This is a genomic window from Pseudomonas sp. FG13, from assembly GCF_057809755.1.
The window spans coordinates 56104-72408 of record NZ_JBMDKO010000021.1; the positions used below are offsets into that span (position 1 = coordinate 56104).

The 16305-nt window shown below is 59.4% G+C and carries 14 protein-coding genes, 1 tRNA gene and 1 pseudogene; 9 read left to right on the top strand and 7 right to left on the bottom strand.

Translation table 11 applies throughout. The features are described from left to right. Positions 1 to 154 precede the first annotated feature (154 nt). From ACODTO_RS17645 to ychF, 8 genes are all read left to right on the top strand, one after another. Entirely contained in the window at positions 155 to 1879 is a 1725-nt protein-coding gene (locus ACODTO_RS17645) for a tetratricopeptide repeat protein (protein WP_139644812.1), read from the top strand. A gap of 4 nt (positions 1880 to 1883) precedes the next feature. Then, complete coding sequence (gene lolB, locus ACODTO_RS17650) at positions 1884 to 2501, top strand: lipoprotein insertase outer membrane protein LolB (protein WP_489106807.1); 618 nt, start codon at positions 1884 to 1886, stop codon at positions 2499 to 2501. Between the two features lies 1 nt (position 2502). Next, positions 2503 to 3354: a 4-(cytidine 5'-diphospho)-2-C-methyl-D-erythritol kinase gene (ispE, locus tag ACODTO_RS17655; protein WP_175363489.1), complete on the top strand. Its 852-nt coding sequence runs from the start codon at positions 2503 to 2505 to the stop codon at positions 3352 to 3354. 37 nt (positions 3355 to 3391) lie between these two features. Beyond that, positions 3392 to 3466, top strand: a tRNA-Gln gene (locus ACODTO_RS17660). Positions 3467 to 3513: 47 nt separating this feature from the next. After that, positions 3514 to 4455, top strand: a complete 942-nt coding sequence (locus ACODTO_RS17665) for a ribose-phosphate pyrophosphokinase (RefSeq protein WP_003205529.1) — start codon at positions 3514 to 3516, stop codon at positions 4453 to 4455. A gap of 137 nt (positions 4456 to 4592) precedes the next feature. Next, a complete protein-coding gene (locus ACODTO_RS17670) occupies positions 4593 to 5195 on the top strand; it encodes a 50S ribosomal protein L25/general stress protein Ctc (protein WP_024778154.1) in 603 nt (200 codons plus the stop codon). 161 nt (positions 5196 to 5356) lie between these two features. Further along, positions 5357 to 5941, top strand: coding sequence for an aminoacyl-tRNA hydrolase (pth, locus tag ACODTO_RS17675; RefSeq protein WP_024778155.1), 585 nt, complete (start codon positions 5357 to 5359; stop codon positions 5939 to 5941). Between the two features lie 21 nt (positions 5942 to 5962). Then, the gene (gene ychF, locus ACODTO_RS17680) at positions 5963 to 7063 is read left to right on the top strand and encodes a redox-regulated ATPase YchF (protein WP_139644806.1); all 1101 of its coding nucleotides are present in this window, start codon (positions 5963 to 5965) and stop codon (positions 7061 to 7063) included. 51 nt (positions 7064 to 7114) lie between these two features. Here the strand turns inward: ychF and ACODTO_RS17685 are convergent, their stop codons facing one another. The 4 genes from ACODTO_RS17685 to ACODTO_RS17700 form a co-directional block, all read right to left on the bottom strand. Continuing rightward, the gene (locus tag ACODTO_RS17685) at positions 7115 to 9175 is read right to left on the bottom strand and encodes a calcium-binding protein (RefSeq protein WP_489106808.1); all 2061 of its coding nucleotides are present in this window, start codon (positions 9173 to 9175) and stop codon (positions 7115 to 7117) included. A 273-nt stretch (positions 9176 to 9448) separates the two neighbouring features. Then, a complete protein-coding gene (locus tag ACODTO_RS17690) occupies positions 9449 to 10036 on the bottom strand; it encodes a hypothetical protein (protein WP_139644795.1) in 588 nt (195 codons plus the stop codon). Between the two features lie 15 nt (positions 10037 to 10051). Beyond that, positions 10052 to 10483, bottom strand: coding sequence for a DUF3592 domain-containing protein (locus tag ACODTO_RS17695; protein ID WP_139644793.1), 432 nt, complete (start codon positions 10481 to 10483; stop codon positions 10052 to 10054). A 67-nt stretch (positions 10484 to 10550) separates the two neighbouring features. Next, positions 10551 to 11159 (bottom strand): LysE family translocator, encoded by a 609-nt coding sequence (locus ACODTO_RS17700; RefSeq protein WP_464709676.1) that lies wholly within the window; start codon positions 11157 to 11159, stop codon positions 10551 to 10553. A 93-nt stretch (positions 11160 to 11252) separates the two neighbouring features. Here ACODTO_RS17700 and gcvA point away from each other — a divergent pair, with 93 nt between their 5' ends. Further along, the gene (gene gcvA / locus ACODTO_RS17705) at positions 11253 to 12218 is read left to right on the top strand and encodes a transcriptional regulator GcvA (RefSeq protein WP_464709677.1); all 966 of its coding nucleotides are present in this window, start codon (positions 11253 to 11255) and stop codon (positions 12216 to 12218) included. Here the strand turns inward: gcvA and ACODTO_RS17710 are convergent. The 3 genes and pseudogenes from ACODTO_RS17710 to ACODTO_RS17720 all read right to left on the bottom strand — a co-directional run. Beyond that, complete coding sequence (locus ACODTO_RS17710; RefSeq protein ID WP_139644787.1) at positions 12100 to 13671, bottom strand: TerC family protein; 1572 nt, start codon at positions 13669 to 13671, stop codon at positions 12100 to 12102. The genes gcvA and ACODTO_RS17710 overlap by 119 nt on opposite strands. A 251-nt stretch (positions 13672 to 13922) precedes the next feature. Beyond that, complete coding sequence (locus ACODTO_RS17715; protein WP_434010954.1) at positions 13923 to 14828, bottom strand: methyl-accepting chemotaxis protein; 906 nt, start codon at positions 14826 to 14828, stop codon at positions 13923 to 13925. Continuing rightward, positions 14823 to 16085: pseudogene (locus ACODTO_RS17720) on the bottom strand (PDC sensor domain-containing protein); the annotation flags it as partial. The gene ACODTO_RS17715 and the pseudogene ACODTO_RS17720, both read right to left, overlap by 6 nt. Positions 16086 to 16305 lie beyond the last annotated feature (220 nt).

The following is a 16305-nucleotide window of genomic DNA, read 5'->3' on the forward strand; positions in this document are numbered from 1 at the left end:
ACGTGAAGCCGGCAATTGTCCTACTTCGCCAGATCCAGAACAACCACTGCATCTCTATCGCCCTCCCTCGCTTCGTAAATCGACGGGGCGGTTATGTTTGACCGAAGGCTTGTGTCATGATGATCCGACCGCAGGTTAGTCGTCCTCTTCCTATATGAATAGATCTTCCGCGTTGCTCCTCGCTCTTGCCTTGCTCAGCGGCTGCCAATCCATGGCCCCCGTTTCGACGGACGGTACGCCGCCGGTCGAAGACAGCACGCAGGCACCTGAAAAACCCAAGGTCTACGGCTCGTTCAGCGAAGAAACCATCTTCAGCCTGTTGAGCGCCGAACTGGCAGGCCAGCGCAATCGCTTCGACATTGCGCTGGACAACTACGTGACCCAGGCCATCAATACCCAGGACCCGGGCATCTCCGAGCGGGCGTTTCGCATCGCCGAGTACCTGGGGGCCGACCAGGCTGCGCTGGATACCGCGATGATCTGGGCCCGCAATGCCCCGGACGACCTCGAAGCGCAACGCGCCGCCGCCGTGCAACTGGCACGCGCCGGGCGCTACGACGACGCCATGACCTACATGGAGAAAGTCCTGCAGGGCAAGGGGGATACCCACTTCGATTTCCTCGCGCTATCGGCTGCCGATACCGACCAGGAAACCCGCAGCGGCCTGATGAAGAGCTTCGACCGCCTGTTGGAACGCCATCCGAACAACGGTCAGTTGATTTTTGGCAAGGCCCTGCTGCTGCAACAGGATGGCGACGCCCAGGGCGCCCTCACCCTGCTGGAAGACAACCCGCCGGAAGCCGGCGAAGTGGCGCCGATCCTGCTGCGCGCTCGCCTGCTGCAAGGCTTGAACCGCGGCGACGAAGCACTGCCTCTGCTGGAAAAAAGCATCAAGAAGTATCCGGACGACAAGCGCCTGCGCCTCACCTACGCCCGCATGCTGGTGGAAAACAACCGCATGGACGATGCCAAGGTGGAGTTCTCCAGCCTCGTCCAGCAATACCCCGAAGACGACGAATTGCGCTACTCCCTGGCACTGGTCTGCCTGGAAGCCAAAGCCTGGGATGAGGCCAAGGGCTATCTGGAAGACCTGATCGCCCGGGAAAGCCATGTCGACTCGGCCCACCTGAACCTGGGTCGCATCGCCGAAGAACGCAACGACCCGGAAAGCGCGCTGATCGAGTACGCCCAAGTCGGCCCGGGCAACGACTACCTGCCGGCGCAGTTGCGCCAGGCCGATATCCTGATCGGCAACGGCAAGACGGCCGAAGCCCAGAGTCGCCTGGCCGTACAGCGCGACGCCCAGCCGGACTACGGCATTCAGCTGTACCTGATCGAAGCCGAGACGCTGTCGGCCAACAATCAGAGCGACAAGGCCTGGAACGTGCTGCAACAGGCCTTGAAGCAATACCCGGACGATCTGAACCTGTTGTACACCCGCGCCATGCTGGCGGAAAAACGCAACGATCTGGCCCAGATGGAAAAAGACCTGCGCCTGATCATCCAGCGTGACCCTGACAACGCCATGGCCCTGAACGCCCTCGGCTATACCCTGTCGGACCGCACCACCCGCTACGCCGAAGCCAAGGTATTGATCGAGCAGGCCCACCAGCTCAACCCGGAAGACCCGGCGGTGCTCGACAGCCTCGGCTGGGTGAATTTCCGTCTGGGCAACCTCGACGAAGCCGAGCGCCTGCTGCGCCAGGCCCTGGAGCGCTTTCCCGACCAGGAAGTCGCCGCTCACCTGGGCGAAGTCCTGTGGGCCGCCGGCAAACAACGCGAGGCCCGGCAGATCTGGAGCAAATTCCTCAAGGACCAGCCCGACAGCCCCATCCTGCGCGGTACCATCAAACGCCTGACCGGATCAGAGACCCTTTAAGATCATGCTTTTGCGCCACATCATCGTTTTCAGCTTCATCGCCCTGCTCGCCGGCTGTGCGGGCTTCGGCGCCCGCGAATCCGTCCAGGGCCACGGCAACCCGGCCCAGTGGCGCGAACACAAGGCACAACTGAGTGGCCTCGACGGCTGGCAGATCGACGGCAAGATCGGCATCCGCGCGCCGAAGGACTCGGGCAGCGGCACGCTGTTCTGGCTGCAACGCCAGGACTACTACGACATCCGCCTGTCCGGGCCGCTGGGACGTGGCGCGGCGCGCCTGACCGGCCGGCCGGGGCAGGTTTCGCTGGAAGTCGCCAACCAGGGCCGCTACGAGGCTCCCACGCCCGAAGCCCTGCTGGAAGAGCAACTGGGCTGGAAATTGCCGGTTTCCCACCTGACCTGGTGGGTGCGCGGGCTGCCGGCGCCAGACAGCAAGAGCCGGTTGACCCTCGACGCCGACAGCCGCCTGTCCAACCTGGAACAGGATGACTGGCAGATCGAATACCTCAGCTATGCCCAGCAGAACGGCTACTGGCTGCCCGAGCGAATCAAGCTGCACGGCAGCGACCTGGATGTCACGCTGGTGATCAAGCAATGGCAGCCACGCAAGCTGGGGCAATGACATGACCGCTGCGCGCCTGACCCTGCCCTCTCCGGCCAAGCTCAACCTGATGTTGCACATCCTGGGTCGTCGTCCGGACGGCTACCACGAGCTGCAGACGATTTTCCAGTTCCTGGACTACGGCGATGAAATCACCTTCGCAGTGCGCGAGGATGGTGTCATCCGCCTTCACACCGAGTTCGAAGGCGTTCCCCACGACAGCAACCTGATCGTCAAGGCTGCAAGAAAACTCCAGGAGCAATCCGGTTGTTCGCTGGGCATCGACATATGGATCGAAAAAATCCTGCCCATGGGCGGCGGTATCGGTGGCGGCAGCTCGAACGCGGCAACGACCCTGCTCGGGCTCAATCACCTGTGGCAGCTCGATTGGGACGTCGACCGCCTGGCGGCGCTGGGCCTGACGCTAGGGGCCGACGTGCCGGTTTTCGTGCGTGGCCACGCGGCTTTTGCCGAAGGCGTAGGGGAGAAACTCACGCCCGTAGAGCCCGAGGAACCCTGGTACCTGGTACTCGTGCCGCAAGTCTCTGTAAGTACAGCAGAAATTTTTTCAGATCCACTGTTGACACGTAACTCTCCTCCCATTAAAGTGCGCCCCGTTCCCAAGGGAAACAGTCGAAATGACTGCTTACCGGTGGTAGCAAGGCGTTATCCAGATGTTCGTAACGCTTTGAATTTGTTAGGTAAATTTACCGAAGCAAAACTCACCGGAACTGGAAGTTGTGTGTTTGGGGGCTTCCCAAGCAAAGCTGAAGCTGATAAAGTCTCGGCCCTTCTGACAGAGACCCTTACAGGGTTTGTAGCGAAAGGAAGCAACGTTTCGATGTTGCATCGCAAGCTGCAAAGTCTGCTCTAAAAGGAATCGAGTGCTGGGCACTCGCAGCAACAGATACAGGGGCGTCGCCAAGCGGTAAGGCAGCAGGTTTTGATCCTGCCATGCGTTGGTTCGAATCCAGCCGCCCCTGCCATTTTCCTATACTCATCCAGGTATACCCTCAGCCTTCAGGTACTGCGCGTGTCCAAGATGATGGTCTTTACGGGGAACGCTAACCCCGATCTGGCTCGGCGTGTCGTACGTCAGCTGCATATCCCTCTCGGTGACATTTCTGTCGGTAAGTTCTCCGACGGCGAAATCACTGCCGAGATCAATGAAAACGTCCGCGGTAAAGACGTCTTCATTATTCAGCCGACTTGCGCTCCGACCAACGATAACCTGATGGAACTCGTCGTGATGGCTGATGCCTTCCGCCGTTCCTCGGCTACTCGTATCACTGCTGTTATTCCTTACTTTGGTTATGCCCGCCAGGATCGCCGTCCGCGTTCCGCGCGTGTAGCAATCAGCGCGAAAGTCGTGGCTGACATGCTCACCGTCGTCGGCATCGATCGTGTGCTCACGGTTGACCTGCATGCTGACCAGATCCAGGGTTTCTTCGATATTCCCGTAGACAACATCTACGGCTCCCCAGTCCTGGTGGATGACATTGAAGATCAGCGCTTCGAGAACCTGATGATCGTGTCCCCGGACATTGGTGGCGTCGTGCGTGCACGGGCAGTTGCCAAATCCCTGGGCGTGGATCTGGGTATCATCGACAAACGCCGTGAGAAAGCCAATCACTCCGAAGTGATGCATATCATTGGTGACGTCGAAGGGCGTACCTGTATCCTGGTCGACGACATGGTCGATACCGCCGGCACCCTGTGCCACGCGGCCAAGGCCTTGAAAGAGCATGGCGCAGCCAAGGTCTTTGCCTACTGCACACACCCTGTGCTGTCGGGTCGGGCAATCGAGAACATTGAAAATTCCGTGCTGGACGAGCTGGTGGTGACCAACACCATCCCGCTGTCCGCTGCCGCACAAGCCTGTGTACGTATCCGTCAACTGGATATCGCACCGGTAGTTGCCGAGGCGGTTCGCCGCATCAGCAATGAAGAATCGATCAGCGCGATGTTCCGCTAAGGGCCCTGCCCTTACATGACATCCCGTTGACGAAAAGCGCCCCGCCCCAACACTCATGTTGGGGCGGGGCTTTTTTGCCCATCCGCTTTGACGTCGGTCGCAGACGTCACCCGGAATGGCTATTTTGGAGATACAAAATGACTGATTTCATCCTGAACGCCCAAGCGCGTACCGACCTGGGGAAAGGTGCGAGCCGCCGCCTGCGTCGTCTCGCCAGCCAGGTTCCTGCCGTTGTATACGGTGGTGACAAGGCCCCTGAGTCCATCACCATGCTGGCCAAAGAAGTGGCCAAGCTGTTCGAAGACGAGGCTGCTTTCAGCCACGTGATCGAGCTGAACGTTGATGGCAAGAAGCAGAACGTCATCGTTAAAGCGATGCAGCGTCACCCGGCCAAGCAGTTCATCATGCACGCTGACTTCATTCGCGTCGTGGCTGGCCAGAAACTGACCGCTACCGTTCCAGTGCACTTCATCAACGAAGCTGCCCCGGTCAAGAAAGGCGGCGAAATCTCGCACGTGACTTCCGAGCTGGAAGTGTCCTGCCTGCCGAAAGACCTGCCTGAATTCATCGAAGTCGACCTGGCTGACGCCGAAGTCGGCACGATCATTCACCTGTCTGACCTCAAGGCCCCTAAAGGCGTTGAGTTCGTTGCCCTGGCACACGGTGATGACAAGGCTGTTGCCAACGTCCACGCTCCACGTGTTGCTCCAGAAGCTACCGAAGAAGGCGCTGCAGAGTAATTTCACTCTGTCGCCGGAGTGACCGGAAAACATCGCGGACTGGAACGTAGCGAGACAGCGGGCGGTAACGCGAAGTTTACTTAACGGTAGATCCGCATTGTTCGTCCACTGTCGCTACATCTGACCGCGACGTTATCCACACTCCAGGAAGGGCCCCTATCGTGACTGCCATCAAACTGATCGTTGGCCTGGGAAATCCAGGCACCGAATACGAACAGACCCGGCATAACGCAGGGGCCCTTTTTGTTGAGCGCATCGCGCACGCACAAGGCGTCAGCCTGGCGGCCGATCGCAAGTATTTCGGCCTGACCGGACGCTTCTCGCATCAAGGTCAGGATGTTCGCCTGTTGATTCCCACCACCTACATGAACCGTAGCGGCCAGGCCGTAGCGGCATTGGCTGGCTTCTTCCGCATCAAGCCTGAAGAAATCCTGGTGGCCCACGACGAACTCGATCTGCCTCCGGGCGTCGCCAAGCTCAAGCAGGGCGGCGGCCATGGCGGTCACAATGGGTTGCGCGACATCATCGCGCAGCTGGGTAATCAGAATACCTTTTACCGCCTGCGGCTTGGCATCGGCCACCCGGGCGTAGCCAGCATGGTTTCAAATTTTGTCCTGGGTCGCGCGCCTCGCGCCGAACAGGAAAAACTCGATGCCAGCATCGACTTTGCCCTCGGCGTGCTGCCGGATATCCTCGCCGGTGAATGGAACCGCGCGATGAAAAACCTGCACAGCCAGAAGGCCTGACTCTTACCGAGGGGAAACACCATGGGATTCAATTGCGGCATCGTCGGCCTGCCTAACGTCGGCAAGTCCACCCTGTTCAACGCCCTGACCAAATCCGGCATCGCGGCCGAGAACTTCCCCTTCTGCACCATCGAGCCGAACAGCGGTATCGTGCCGATGCCGGATTCGCGCCTGGACGCACTGGCGGCCATCGTCAACCCCAAGCGCATCCTGCCGACCACCATGGAGTTCGTCGACATCGCGGGCCTCGTGGCCGGTGCCTCCAAAGGTGAAGGCCTGGGCAACAAGTTCCTGGCCAACATCCGTGAAACCGACGCCATCGCCCATGTGGTGCGCTGCTTTGAAGACGAGAACGTGATTCACGTCTCCAACAGCGTCGACCCGAAGCGCGACATCGAGATCATCGACCTGGAACTGATCTTCGCCGACCTCGACAGCTGCGAGAAGCAACTGCAGAAAGTCGCCCGCAACGCCAAGGGTGGCGACAAGGACGCAGTGGTCCAGAAAGGCCTGCTGGAGCAATTGATCGCTCACTTCACCGAAGGCAAGCCTGCACGCAGCCTGATGAAGAACATGAGCACCGATGAGAAACTGGTGATCAAGGGCTTCCACCTGCTGACCACCAAGCCGGTCATGTACATCGCCAACGTCGCCGAAGACGGTTTCGAGAACAACCCGCACCTGGACGTGGTCAAGGCCATCGCCGAAGAAGAAGGCGCCGTGGTGGTTCCGGTCTGCAACAAGATCGAAGCGGAAATCGCCGAGCTGGACGATGGCGAAGAGAAAGACATGTTCCTCGAGGCCCTGGGCCTGGAAGAGCCTGGCCTGAATCGTGTGATCCGCGCTGGCTATGAAATGCTTCACCTGCAGACCTACTTCACCGCCGGTGTCGAAGAAGTCCGCGCCTGGACCGTGCGCGTCGGTGCCACCGCACCGCAAGCCGCTGGCGTGATCCACACCGACTTCGAAAAAGGCTTCATCCGTGCCGAGGTGATCGCCTACAACGACTTCATCCAGTACAAGGGCGAAGCCGGTGCCAAGGAAGCCGGTAAATGGCGTCTGGAAGGCAAGGAATACGTCGTCAAGGACGGCGACGTGATGCACTTCCGCTTCAACGTCTGACGGTTTGTCGCGTGGCAGCTTCGCACTGCCACGCGACCTCCCCCACAGGCATCAGGACAACAGATGTCCTGGATCGACTTCTGGCGCTACCCCGACCAACCCTATCCCGGCATCGGAAGCAAAGATCATTTGATCCTCGTCAAGGCTTTCCCGCCAGTCCCCCGCAAGCCCGATCTGGAATAAGTGCCCCTGTGCGTCCGCTTCCGCGCCGGTCAGGTACGTGCGGTCCAGGGCCTGGTTGTAGACCACCTTCAGCGTGTTATCCGTACCCTCCCCAAAGCCGGTATAACCCAGGGCCGACACATCGATCCGGTCGTCAACCGTGAAGCCTTCGATCAGGTCGGCAAAACTCTGACTGTCAGTACGATAGCTGTCCTCGGTTGAGGTATAGCGAAACACGTCATCGTTCTGATGGTTATCGGTCCACAACGAGATATCGGTTCTGTCCCCGCCGTTAAGACGGTCGGCGCCCCTGCCACCGGTGATGACATCCGCTCCAGCGCCGCCGTTGATGCGGTCGTTGCCGTCCAGGCCATGGATGATTTCCGACAGGGCAGTACCGGTGATCGTATCTTTGCCGGACGTACCCTCGACCGTAGGCGCGGTGAACACCAGGTTGGTGCTGTTCAACTGAGCCACCCAATCGCCGTCCAGGGCCAGTTCGAAGCGTTGCCCGGAGGCATCGTCGTAGCTCTTGAGGTAAGTGCGGGTGCCATCTGCGCTGGCCTGGATGGCCAACGTGCCGTCATGGCCGTCACCGATTCCGGTGAAGCCCAGGGCAATCAGGTCGATGCGGTCCTGGGAGGCGTCGAAGTCCTGGATTCGGTCGCTACCGTTTTGCGTGCCGGTGCGGTAGCTGTCGCTCAGCTCGGCGAAGCGGAAGATGTCGGCGCCAGCACCACCCTGCAGAACGTCGCGCCCGCCGTTGCCCTGGAGCACGTCATCACCGGCCAGGCCATGGATGATTTCGGCGGCATCGGTGCCTTGCAGGATTTCCTCACCGGCGTATCCGTCCACATGGAGCTTGCCGTCCTGGCTGCCGAAACTGGTGTCTACACTGCCATCCGCGTTCAAGCGGATGACGCTGAAATCGCCGTTGTTCGTGCCGGCGGCCACGATCTTGCCATCGGCTTGTACCGTCAAAGCCGCAGGCGTGCCGGCCTCGAAGGTCACCGTGCCGTTGGTGCCAAAGCCAGTGTCGAAGGAGCCGTCAGGGTTTAGCCGCACCACGGTCGCCAAGGTGTCACCTTCGCCATGGCCCATCACGACGATCTTGCCGTCCGTTTGCAGGGTGATCACCGAGTCTTCGCCAAACCCCATGGCAGGGCTCAGGTAGAGGACACCGTTGTCACCGAAATGGGTATCCAGCTGACCGTCGGGATTGAAGCGTTGCAGGGCGTATGTCGGATCCCCTGCACCGGCGGCATTGTATGCAGCCCCGACCACAACACCTCCGTCAGCCTGCACTGCAGTGGAAATCCCGCCGTTGTAGAAGGCGTCTTCCGGAATACTGACGGTCAGCACGCCATTGTCGCCAAAGCCCTCGACGAAAGCGCCGTCATTGCCGATCCAGGACACGGTGGCCTGATCAAGCCCACGGGCGCTGATCTGGAAAGTGCCATCCACATTGGCCGTCAGGTCGATGTCTTTGAACGCATGACTGATGTCGACGGTAATGGCGCCGTTCTGACCAAAGGAAGTATCGCGCGTCCCGTCGCTGTTGAAGCGCTGCACCTGTACGCTGGTGTCCTGCGCAATGGCAATGAGCACCTTGCCATCGGACTGCACCGCAGTCAGCTCATAGCGCGACGCCGGGGCTACCTCGGCAGGTACGATATCGACGCCGCCATCATGGAAGCTGGTGTCCAGGCTACCATCCGCGTTGAGGCGGATAACGGAATGGTTCTGTTCGTAGCCGTAACTCTCTTCGCCGGGCGCCCCGGGGTAACCCCATGCCAGGTATTCGGTATACCCCCCGACCAGTATCTTGCCGTCCGGCTGGATAATGATGCTCTGGTTATCGTCGAGCTGGCCGGTGAGATCGACTTGGACGGTGCCTGGACCACTTCTCACGGAATGGGTACTGACCGTCGTGCTATCAGTAGTTGCCATGTCTTAATCCTTTAAGGGGGGTGGACCCGTCACTCTAGTAGAGCGACAAGTCGGTGCCAGCAGCGCTCGACGGGCGGCTTTTTGAAGTCATGAAAAAGCCGCGTTGATTCGCGGCTTTTTCATGGGCTCATGGACGCTGCAGTGGCTCGACATGAGCACGAACTCTGTGGGAGCGAGCCCGCTCGCGATAGCGGCGCAACAGTCGGCATCAATGCCAGCTGAATAAACACCGCCATCGCGAGCAGGCTCGCTCCCACAGTTTTTTATGGCGGGTTAGAACAGATAGCCAATATAGATCGCCGCCCCACCACCGGCCTGTACACCGGCGTTCATGCCCGCCATGACCAGGGCGCCCTTGGCTGATTGCATCAGCTGCCGGTTGACCGTGCTGGAAGCAATGATCGATGTGGCCGGGCTGGCACTCAAGGCCACCGACAACGCCAGCAACTTGGGATCGAGCCCGAACAACAGCGCCGTGGCAGAACCACCGACGACCAGTCCGCCTGCCACTTCGGTGTATAGGCAGGGGCCGGTGATGTCATCACTCGTCAGGTCGCGTCCGGCCAAGGCATCGCTGACAAATACCTTGCCGAAGCTGGGAAACGCCTCGGCTGCGCCGGCCGCTCCTACACTCTTGCCTTTTATCTGGATATTGACCTTGCCAAAGCGCGGCAGCCGGGCACCAAAGCCGGCTCCTACCCCGACACCACCGTAGCGGTAGCTGACGTCTTCACCTTGGGGCGAGCGCAGAATGATCGAACCACCACTGCCGGCAACCACGGCCACGGTCAGTCCGCCACCGCTGGCGGTCTGGTACACCCAACGACTCTCGTTGAGCGGAATTGGGATGTTGTAGCTCATAGGTTCAAAATCCTTTTATTTGAATGAAACGCGCCGACCATACTGGAAAATGGTTTTGGACAAGCCAGCAAACGCGAACATCAGACCGAGGCATCCCAGCAGCCCGGACGGTCCCCAGAGCGCACCCGGGTCGTCGATGACAGCGCTGCCGACGGGCTGTTCGGGCAAGTAGTACACGCGTACCGACTGCCCTGGCTGATAGCCGAAGATCATCCCGCCCTGGGGATAGGAGATTGCTTCACCGCCGACGCTGGTAAAGGCGATTTCAGGATGCGAACCGCCGGCATTCAGGCGGCTGACGACGCCATCGGCAGCCTGCGCGCGGGAGAGAAACTCGCGGCGATCAAGGGTGAGATTGACAGCAATGACCAACAGTCCGATACCTATCAGGGCAAACAGCAAGCCCAGCAATATCTTCCCGGTGGAGGAGGAAGCGTGGTTAGCCATGGAGGGGCTCAGTATTCGTCCATGAAAGAGGGGCGTCAGGATAGCAAGAAGCTTTATCCGAGTCCGCTCATTTGCTGGCGGAAGCCATCAGTACGCCAAAACAGAAAAAGGTGATGCCCGACAGCTTGCCAACAATGCCTGCGCCCCTGGTTGTGGAGAGCCAACCCCTAGCACGGTTGGCCATGAGCGCATATCCGGTATGAACCAGTACGACAAGCAAGCCATAGGAAGACACCAGCAGGAAAAATTGACTGTAGTAGTTGTCCCCCGACTTGATGAACTGCGGGAATACCGCGAGAAAGAAGAAGCCTGCCTTGGGATTCAATAGCTGAATCGACAGCGCTCCGGCGAATCGTCGCCACGGACGCGACGACGTGACATTGAGCGCCGGGATGAACCCCCTCACCCGCCACATCTTGACCCCAAGGTACAACAGGTACAGCGCACCGACATATTTGAGAACGGTGAACGCGGTGGCTGACGTGGCGAGGATCAGCCCGACACTGGTGGCGGAGATACCCGCCACGACAAATGCCCCCAGCGCGATACCAAAGATGCCGGGCAACGAACCGGTCCAACCATGGCGCAAAGCGTTGGAAATCGTCAGCACCACCCCCGGGCCGGGGCTGAGCACGGTCAGGGTAGCCAGAATCAGAAACAGTCCGTAATTAACCATGAATCACTCCAAAGCAGTGACGCTCAGAGTGGTATGAAGGGACATCGCTGACAAACGCTTTAATTGCGCCCCTGATGTGACTAAATTAGACGCATGATTGCCGACCTCCCGCCCTTGAACGCCGTGCGTGCCTTCGCCGCTGCCGCTCGCCACCAGAGTTTCAGCCGTGCGGCCGAAGAACTGCATGTCAGCCACAGCGCTGTCAGCCGTCATATCAAGCTGCTCGAAGAACACCTGGGGGTGCTGCTTTTCGAACGTCGCACCCGCCAATCCGTGCTCACGCCGGCCGGCCAGACGTTTTATGAACAGGTCAGCATGGCCCTTGCACAGATTGCCAATGCCGCGACCGCCCTGACCCGGAGTGCTTCGCGTCGCAAGGTGACGATCAATGTGCGTCCATCCTTCGCGGTGCGCTGGCTGATTCCGCGATTGCCCAACTTCATGGCACTGTATCCGGATATCTACCCTGAAGTGGTTACCAGCACCCTGCCGCCGGATCAATCGCGCGAGCTGTTTGACGTCGTGGTTCGCCGTGGACAGTCCGGATGGTCCGCCAACGTTCAACCCCACGCGTTACTGGAAGACCACCTGATACTGGTCGCCGCCCCGTCGCTGCTGCAACGCCAGCCGCTGGACAGCCCGAATGATCTGTTCCAGCACACGCTGCTGACCGGTAAAACCCGCAGCAGCGACTGGCAGGACTGGGCCAGGCAGGCGGGTATCGCTCAGTTGCGAACCCAACCGACCCTGCAATTGGACCATATGCATCTGGTGTTGCAAGCCGCCGTCGATGGCCTGGGAGTGGCCCTGTGTCCGGCGTCATTGCTGGGCAGGGACTTATCCACAGGGCGACTGACCTGCCCGTTTCCCTCCTTGCGCCTGCCGTTGATCCGTTATTACTACGGCGTCTCCCAGGACGCAGCGGCTGAAACCCAGGTGTTTATCGACTGGATGCTGTCTCATATCCGTCAGGACGCAACAACACCCTCGTCACCCGACGCTCCTGGACCTCAACCACCGTCATGCGCCACGCCTGCCAATGGAGTTCATCGCCAATGACCGGCAAGCGATCCAGCAAACTCATGACCAATCCTGCGAGTGTCTGATAGTCCTCGGTGGCTTGTGCCTGGAAGCCCGTTTGCTCGCGAATCTGACTGAGATTCAGCGCACCGTTGATGAGGAAACCGCCCTCCTGGGGCAGGATATTCGGACCTTCGATTTCACTGGCATCGGGCAGCTCACCGGCGATGGATTCGAGGATGTCGGTCATGGTGAGCAGTCCCACGAAATCACCAAACTCGTTCACCACAAAAGCGATATGCGTCGACTCCTTACGCATCTGTTCCAGCGCGTTGAGAATCGTGAAACTGTCCAGCAAGTTGATTGCCTTGCGAGCCATGGCTTCCAGATCGGGCTCGTGCCCCGCCAACAGTTCCTTGAGCAGTTCTTTCTTGTGCACGAAGCCCAACGGCTCATCGACCTGACCATTGCGAATCAACGGCAGCCTGGAATACGACGAATGCATCAGCCGCGTGCGGATCACGTCTGGGGCGTCGGCCAGATCGAGGTGATCGATTTCCGCGCGGGGGGTCATGACACCGCGTATCGGGCGCTCCGCCAACTGAAGTACACCGCTGATCATGACCCGTTCACGTCGGTCGAACGCCGGCTCGGCCTCATCGCTTGAGAGCATGTCGGCAATCTCTTCACCCACCTCGTCGGCGTCCAATGGGTGGCCACCCAACAAACGCATCACCGCATGGGCGGTACGTTGGCGCATGGGGCGACGACCCTGCAGGCTCTTCTTGCGACGCGAGCGAGCCAACTGGTTGAACAGTTCGATCAGGATCGAGAAGCCTATCGCGGCGTAGAGATACCCTTTCGGAATGTGGAAACCCAGGCCCTCCGCGGTGAGACTGAAACCGATCATCATCAGGAAGCCCAGGCAGAGCATGATGACCGTGGGGTGCCCGTTGACGAAATTCGTCAGCGGCTTGCTTGCGACGATCATCAGGCCAATGGAGAAAATCACCGCGATCATCATGACCGACAGGTGCTCCACCATGCCCACGGCAGTGATCACGGCATCCAGCGAAAACACTGCATCCAGCACCACGATCTGCGCAACGATTGGCCAGAACATCGCATAGGCCGCGTTACCCGAGCGCTGGGCCACATGGCCTTCGAGTCGCTCATGCAACTCCATGGTTGCCTTGAACAACAGGAACACACCCCCGAACAACATGATCAAGTCTCGACCCGAGAACGTCTTGTCAAAGACCTCGAACAACGGTTCGGTCAGGGTCACCATCCACGAGATGCTGGCCAGCAAGCCAAGACGCATCAACAGCGCCAGGGACAGCCCGATGATGCGGGCGCGATCCCGCTGCTCTGGAGGAAGTTTGTCGGCCAGGATGGCGATGAAGACAAGGTTGTCGATGCCGAGCACCAGCTCCAGCACGATCAGCGTCAAAAGGCCAAGCCAGGCCGTGGGGTCAACGATCCATTCCATGGAATTATTCGCTCCCTCGGAAAGAGTTTGTCAGAGGGGTGCAGCGAACGAGAGGAGAAAAGCGACTGGGGGGCTCCATGGAGGTGTTCATATCGACCTGAAGTAATTGGGGATAAAAATCCTACAGAGTTTCAGGACGCTTCATGCGAGGCGAATTATTACAGAATCTGACAAAAAACCCTGCATCCATCACCGATGCAGGGCTTCTTGTGCTGATTTGACATGCTTGGCCATACGCCTGGGAACGGGTACTAGCCCCCTTTGACTTTAAAACGGCTCAACACCCGTTGCATCAGCGACGCCCGCTCCGACAGATCCTTGGCCGCCACCGCGCATTCCTGCGAGCTCGACTGGTTTTTCTGCGTCACCTCATCGATCTGTTCCAACCCGACACTGGCCTGTTGCAAGCCTGAAGCCTGCTCGCTGGAAGCCTGGTAGATCAGCGAAACCAGGCTGGACACCGCGCTGGTGCCACTGACGATATTCTTGAGAGACTCGGCGGTTCGTCCGGCGATGATCATGCCGCGCTGGGTCTTGTTCGAGGAATCGGCAATCAACGCGGCCGTCTGCTGCGCGGCCTCGGCGCTACGGGCTGCCAAGGTGCGAACCTCATCCGCGACCACGGCAAAACCGCGCCCGAGCTCACCGGCCCGGGCAGCCTCGATGGCGGCGTTCAGTGCCAGAAGGTTGGTTTGTGCGGCAATGTTATCGATGGTGGTAATGATCGCGGTGATGTCCTTGCCCGAATTATCGATTTCGGCCATCGCGGCAATCAGCTCGCTCATCAACTTGTCGCTCTCGCCTGCATCGGCCCGTGATGACTGGGATTGCTCATCGGCCTTCTTGGCATTGGCGGCATTGTCCCGGGTCTGGGCAGCCATCTGGGTCATCACCGCGCTGATCTCGGTGATGGACGAGGCCGAGTTGGCCGCCCCATCGGACAAGGACTGACTCAGATCGGTGACCTGCGCCGAACTGCCACTGATTCGGGTGGCACTGACTTGGACCTCGGAAATCAACTGGTTCAAGTTGGTGACCATTTTTTCCAGCGACTTGCCCAGGGTATCGTGAGGTGAAGACAGCCGGACCTCCAGGTCCAGATCGCCTTCGGAAATGCGCTCGGCCACCCTGACCTGTCGCTGCAGACTCTCGGACATGTCGTTGAGCGCGATGGACAACTGCCCGACTTCGTCCTCGGACTTCTGCACCAAGCGACGAGAGAAATCCCCCAGGCTGATCTGAGCCGCCAGGGCAGCAGCCTCGCGAATCGGCCCGACGATTTTTGCCGCGGCCAGCCAAAGGCCAACGAGAGCCAACAGTGAAATGCCCAGCCCTACGGACACTTGCCAGACGCTGTTACTGATACTGCGCGATTGCAACTCCTGCTCCAGGGCAATCGCTTGGCTCATGACCACCGCCTTGGGCAAGCGAATGAGTACTGCCCACGGTTTACCCGTGCGTCCCAGTTCAATGGGCATCAGCACTTCAATATTCTGCGTTTGCGGATTGAGCAGGCCATCGCCACGACCACGCTGGATATCACTCAGCACCTTTTCCCAGGAATCGGGCAACAAGGCCTTGATGGGTTGCCCGATCAGATCAGTACGCTTGCTGTCCGCGACCACCAGTCCCTGGTTACTCATGATCGAAACAGACCCCTTGCCATCGTAAAGATCGGCAGACATCTGCTCGCTGAGTTTCTGGATGAAAGCGATATCGAAGTCAGCCCCGACCACCCCGTAGAACTTGCCGCCGGACACAATCGGCACCGACAAGGTGGTCAGCCAGACATTCTTGCCCTGGACCACATAGGGAATGGGGTCCAACACACTTTCCTTCAGGGTGTCGCGCGGGCCGCTGTACCAACCGCCCTTCGGCACACCATTGGGGTGACGGTCAGGGGAGTCATACTCCACCAGCGGTTGCACCGCGACATGGCCGTCCGCGCTGCGGGTCCAATAGGGCGTGAAACGTCCGGTCAGCGGATTGTTGCCATCCTGGGCATTTCGAAAAGCGCGATCCTGCCCATCCAATGCATCCGGCTCCCAGCAGGAATACGTGCCATTGAAGTCAGGATTATCCTTGAGGACACTGAGCAATACACTGTTGATCTGATCCCTGCCCAATGCCAGCGGGCTCTGCACGGCCTTGCCGGCGGCAAAGGTATTGGCCATGGTGCGGGCTGCATCCAGCGCGTTTTGCAGCCTGGCCTGAATGGCGTTGGCGCGGGACTCGGCCAGGTTCTGAATTTCCCGAATCGTCGATTTTTCAACCAGTGCCGTCACTTCCGTCGAAACATAATGCTCATTGGCGCGAGCGGTGAAGAGCCCGTAGGCAACCAGGCTGACCGATGAGACAAACAGGCATACGCCCGCCGTGACACAAATACGTGCCTGCAACGACTTGAACTTCATATTGACCCCTGCCTGATTCTATTTATTGCTACCGTCAACAACGACGGCGGCATTTCAACGTGTGCACGACGTGGCGAATAACAATCGATCACCGCTGCTTACGCCGCCTCGAACGAACGCCTTCAAGGACACGGCGATACAGCTGTTTACCAGCATTGAAACGTGGCAAGTGGGGGGAAAGCATTCATCGCTCTATCCACTCGGTAGCGGAAGAGGCGTT

Coding starts and splice junctions, on each gene's coding strand:
- ACODTO_RS17690 (WP_139644795.1), bottom strand. CDS start 10,036: ATGAGCTACAACATCCCAATTCCGCTCAACGAGAGTCGTTGGGTGTAC.
- ACODTO_RS17710 (WP_139644787.1), bottom strand. CDS start 13,671: ATGGAATGGATCGTTGACCCCACGGCCTGGCTTGGCCTTTTGACGCTG.
- ispE (WP_175363489.1), top strand. CDS start 2,503: ATGACCGCTGCGCGCCTGACCCTGCCCTCTCCGGCCAAGCTCAACCTG.
- ychF (WP_139644806.1), top strand. CDS start 5,963: ATGGGATTCAATTGCGGCATCGTCGGCCTGCCTAACGTCGGCAAGTCC.
- ACODTO_RS17695 (WP_139644793.1), bottom strand. CDS start 10,483: ATGGCTAACCACGCTTCCTCCTCCACCGGGAAGATATTGCTGGGCTTG.
- ACODTO_RS17670 (WP_024778154.1), top strand. CDS start 4,593: ATGACTGATTTCATCCTGAACGCCCAAGCGCGTACCGACCTGGGGAAA.
- lolB (WP_489106807.1), top strand. CDS start 1,884: ATGCTTTTGCGCCACATCATCGTTTTCAGCTTCATCGCCCTGCTCGCC.
- ACODTO_RS17685 (WP_489106808.1), bottom strand. CDS start 9,175: ATGGCAACTACTGATAGCACGACGGTCAGTACCCATTCCGTGAGAAGT.
- ACODTO_RS17715 (WP_434010954.1), bottom strand. CDS start 14,828: ATGTCCGAGAGTCTGCAGCGACAGGTCAGGGTGGCCGAGCGCATTTCC.
- ACODTO_RS17645 (WP_139644812.1), top strand. CDS start 155: ATGAATAGATCTTCCGCGTTGCTCCTCGCTCTTGCCTTGCTCAGCGGC.
- ACODTO_RS17700 (WP_464709676.1), bottom strand. CDS start 11,159: ATGGTTAATTACGGACTGTTTCTGATTCTGGCTACCCTGACCGTGCTC.
- gcvA (WP_464709677.1), top strand. CDS start 11,253: ATGATTGCCGACCTCCCGCCCTTGAACGCCGTGCGTGCCTTCGCCGCT.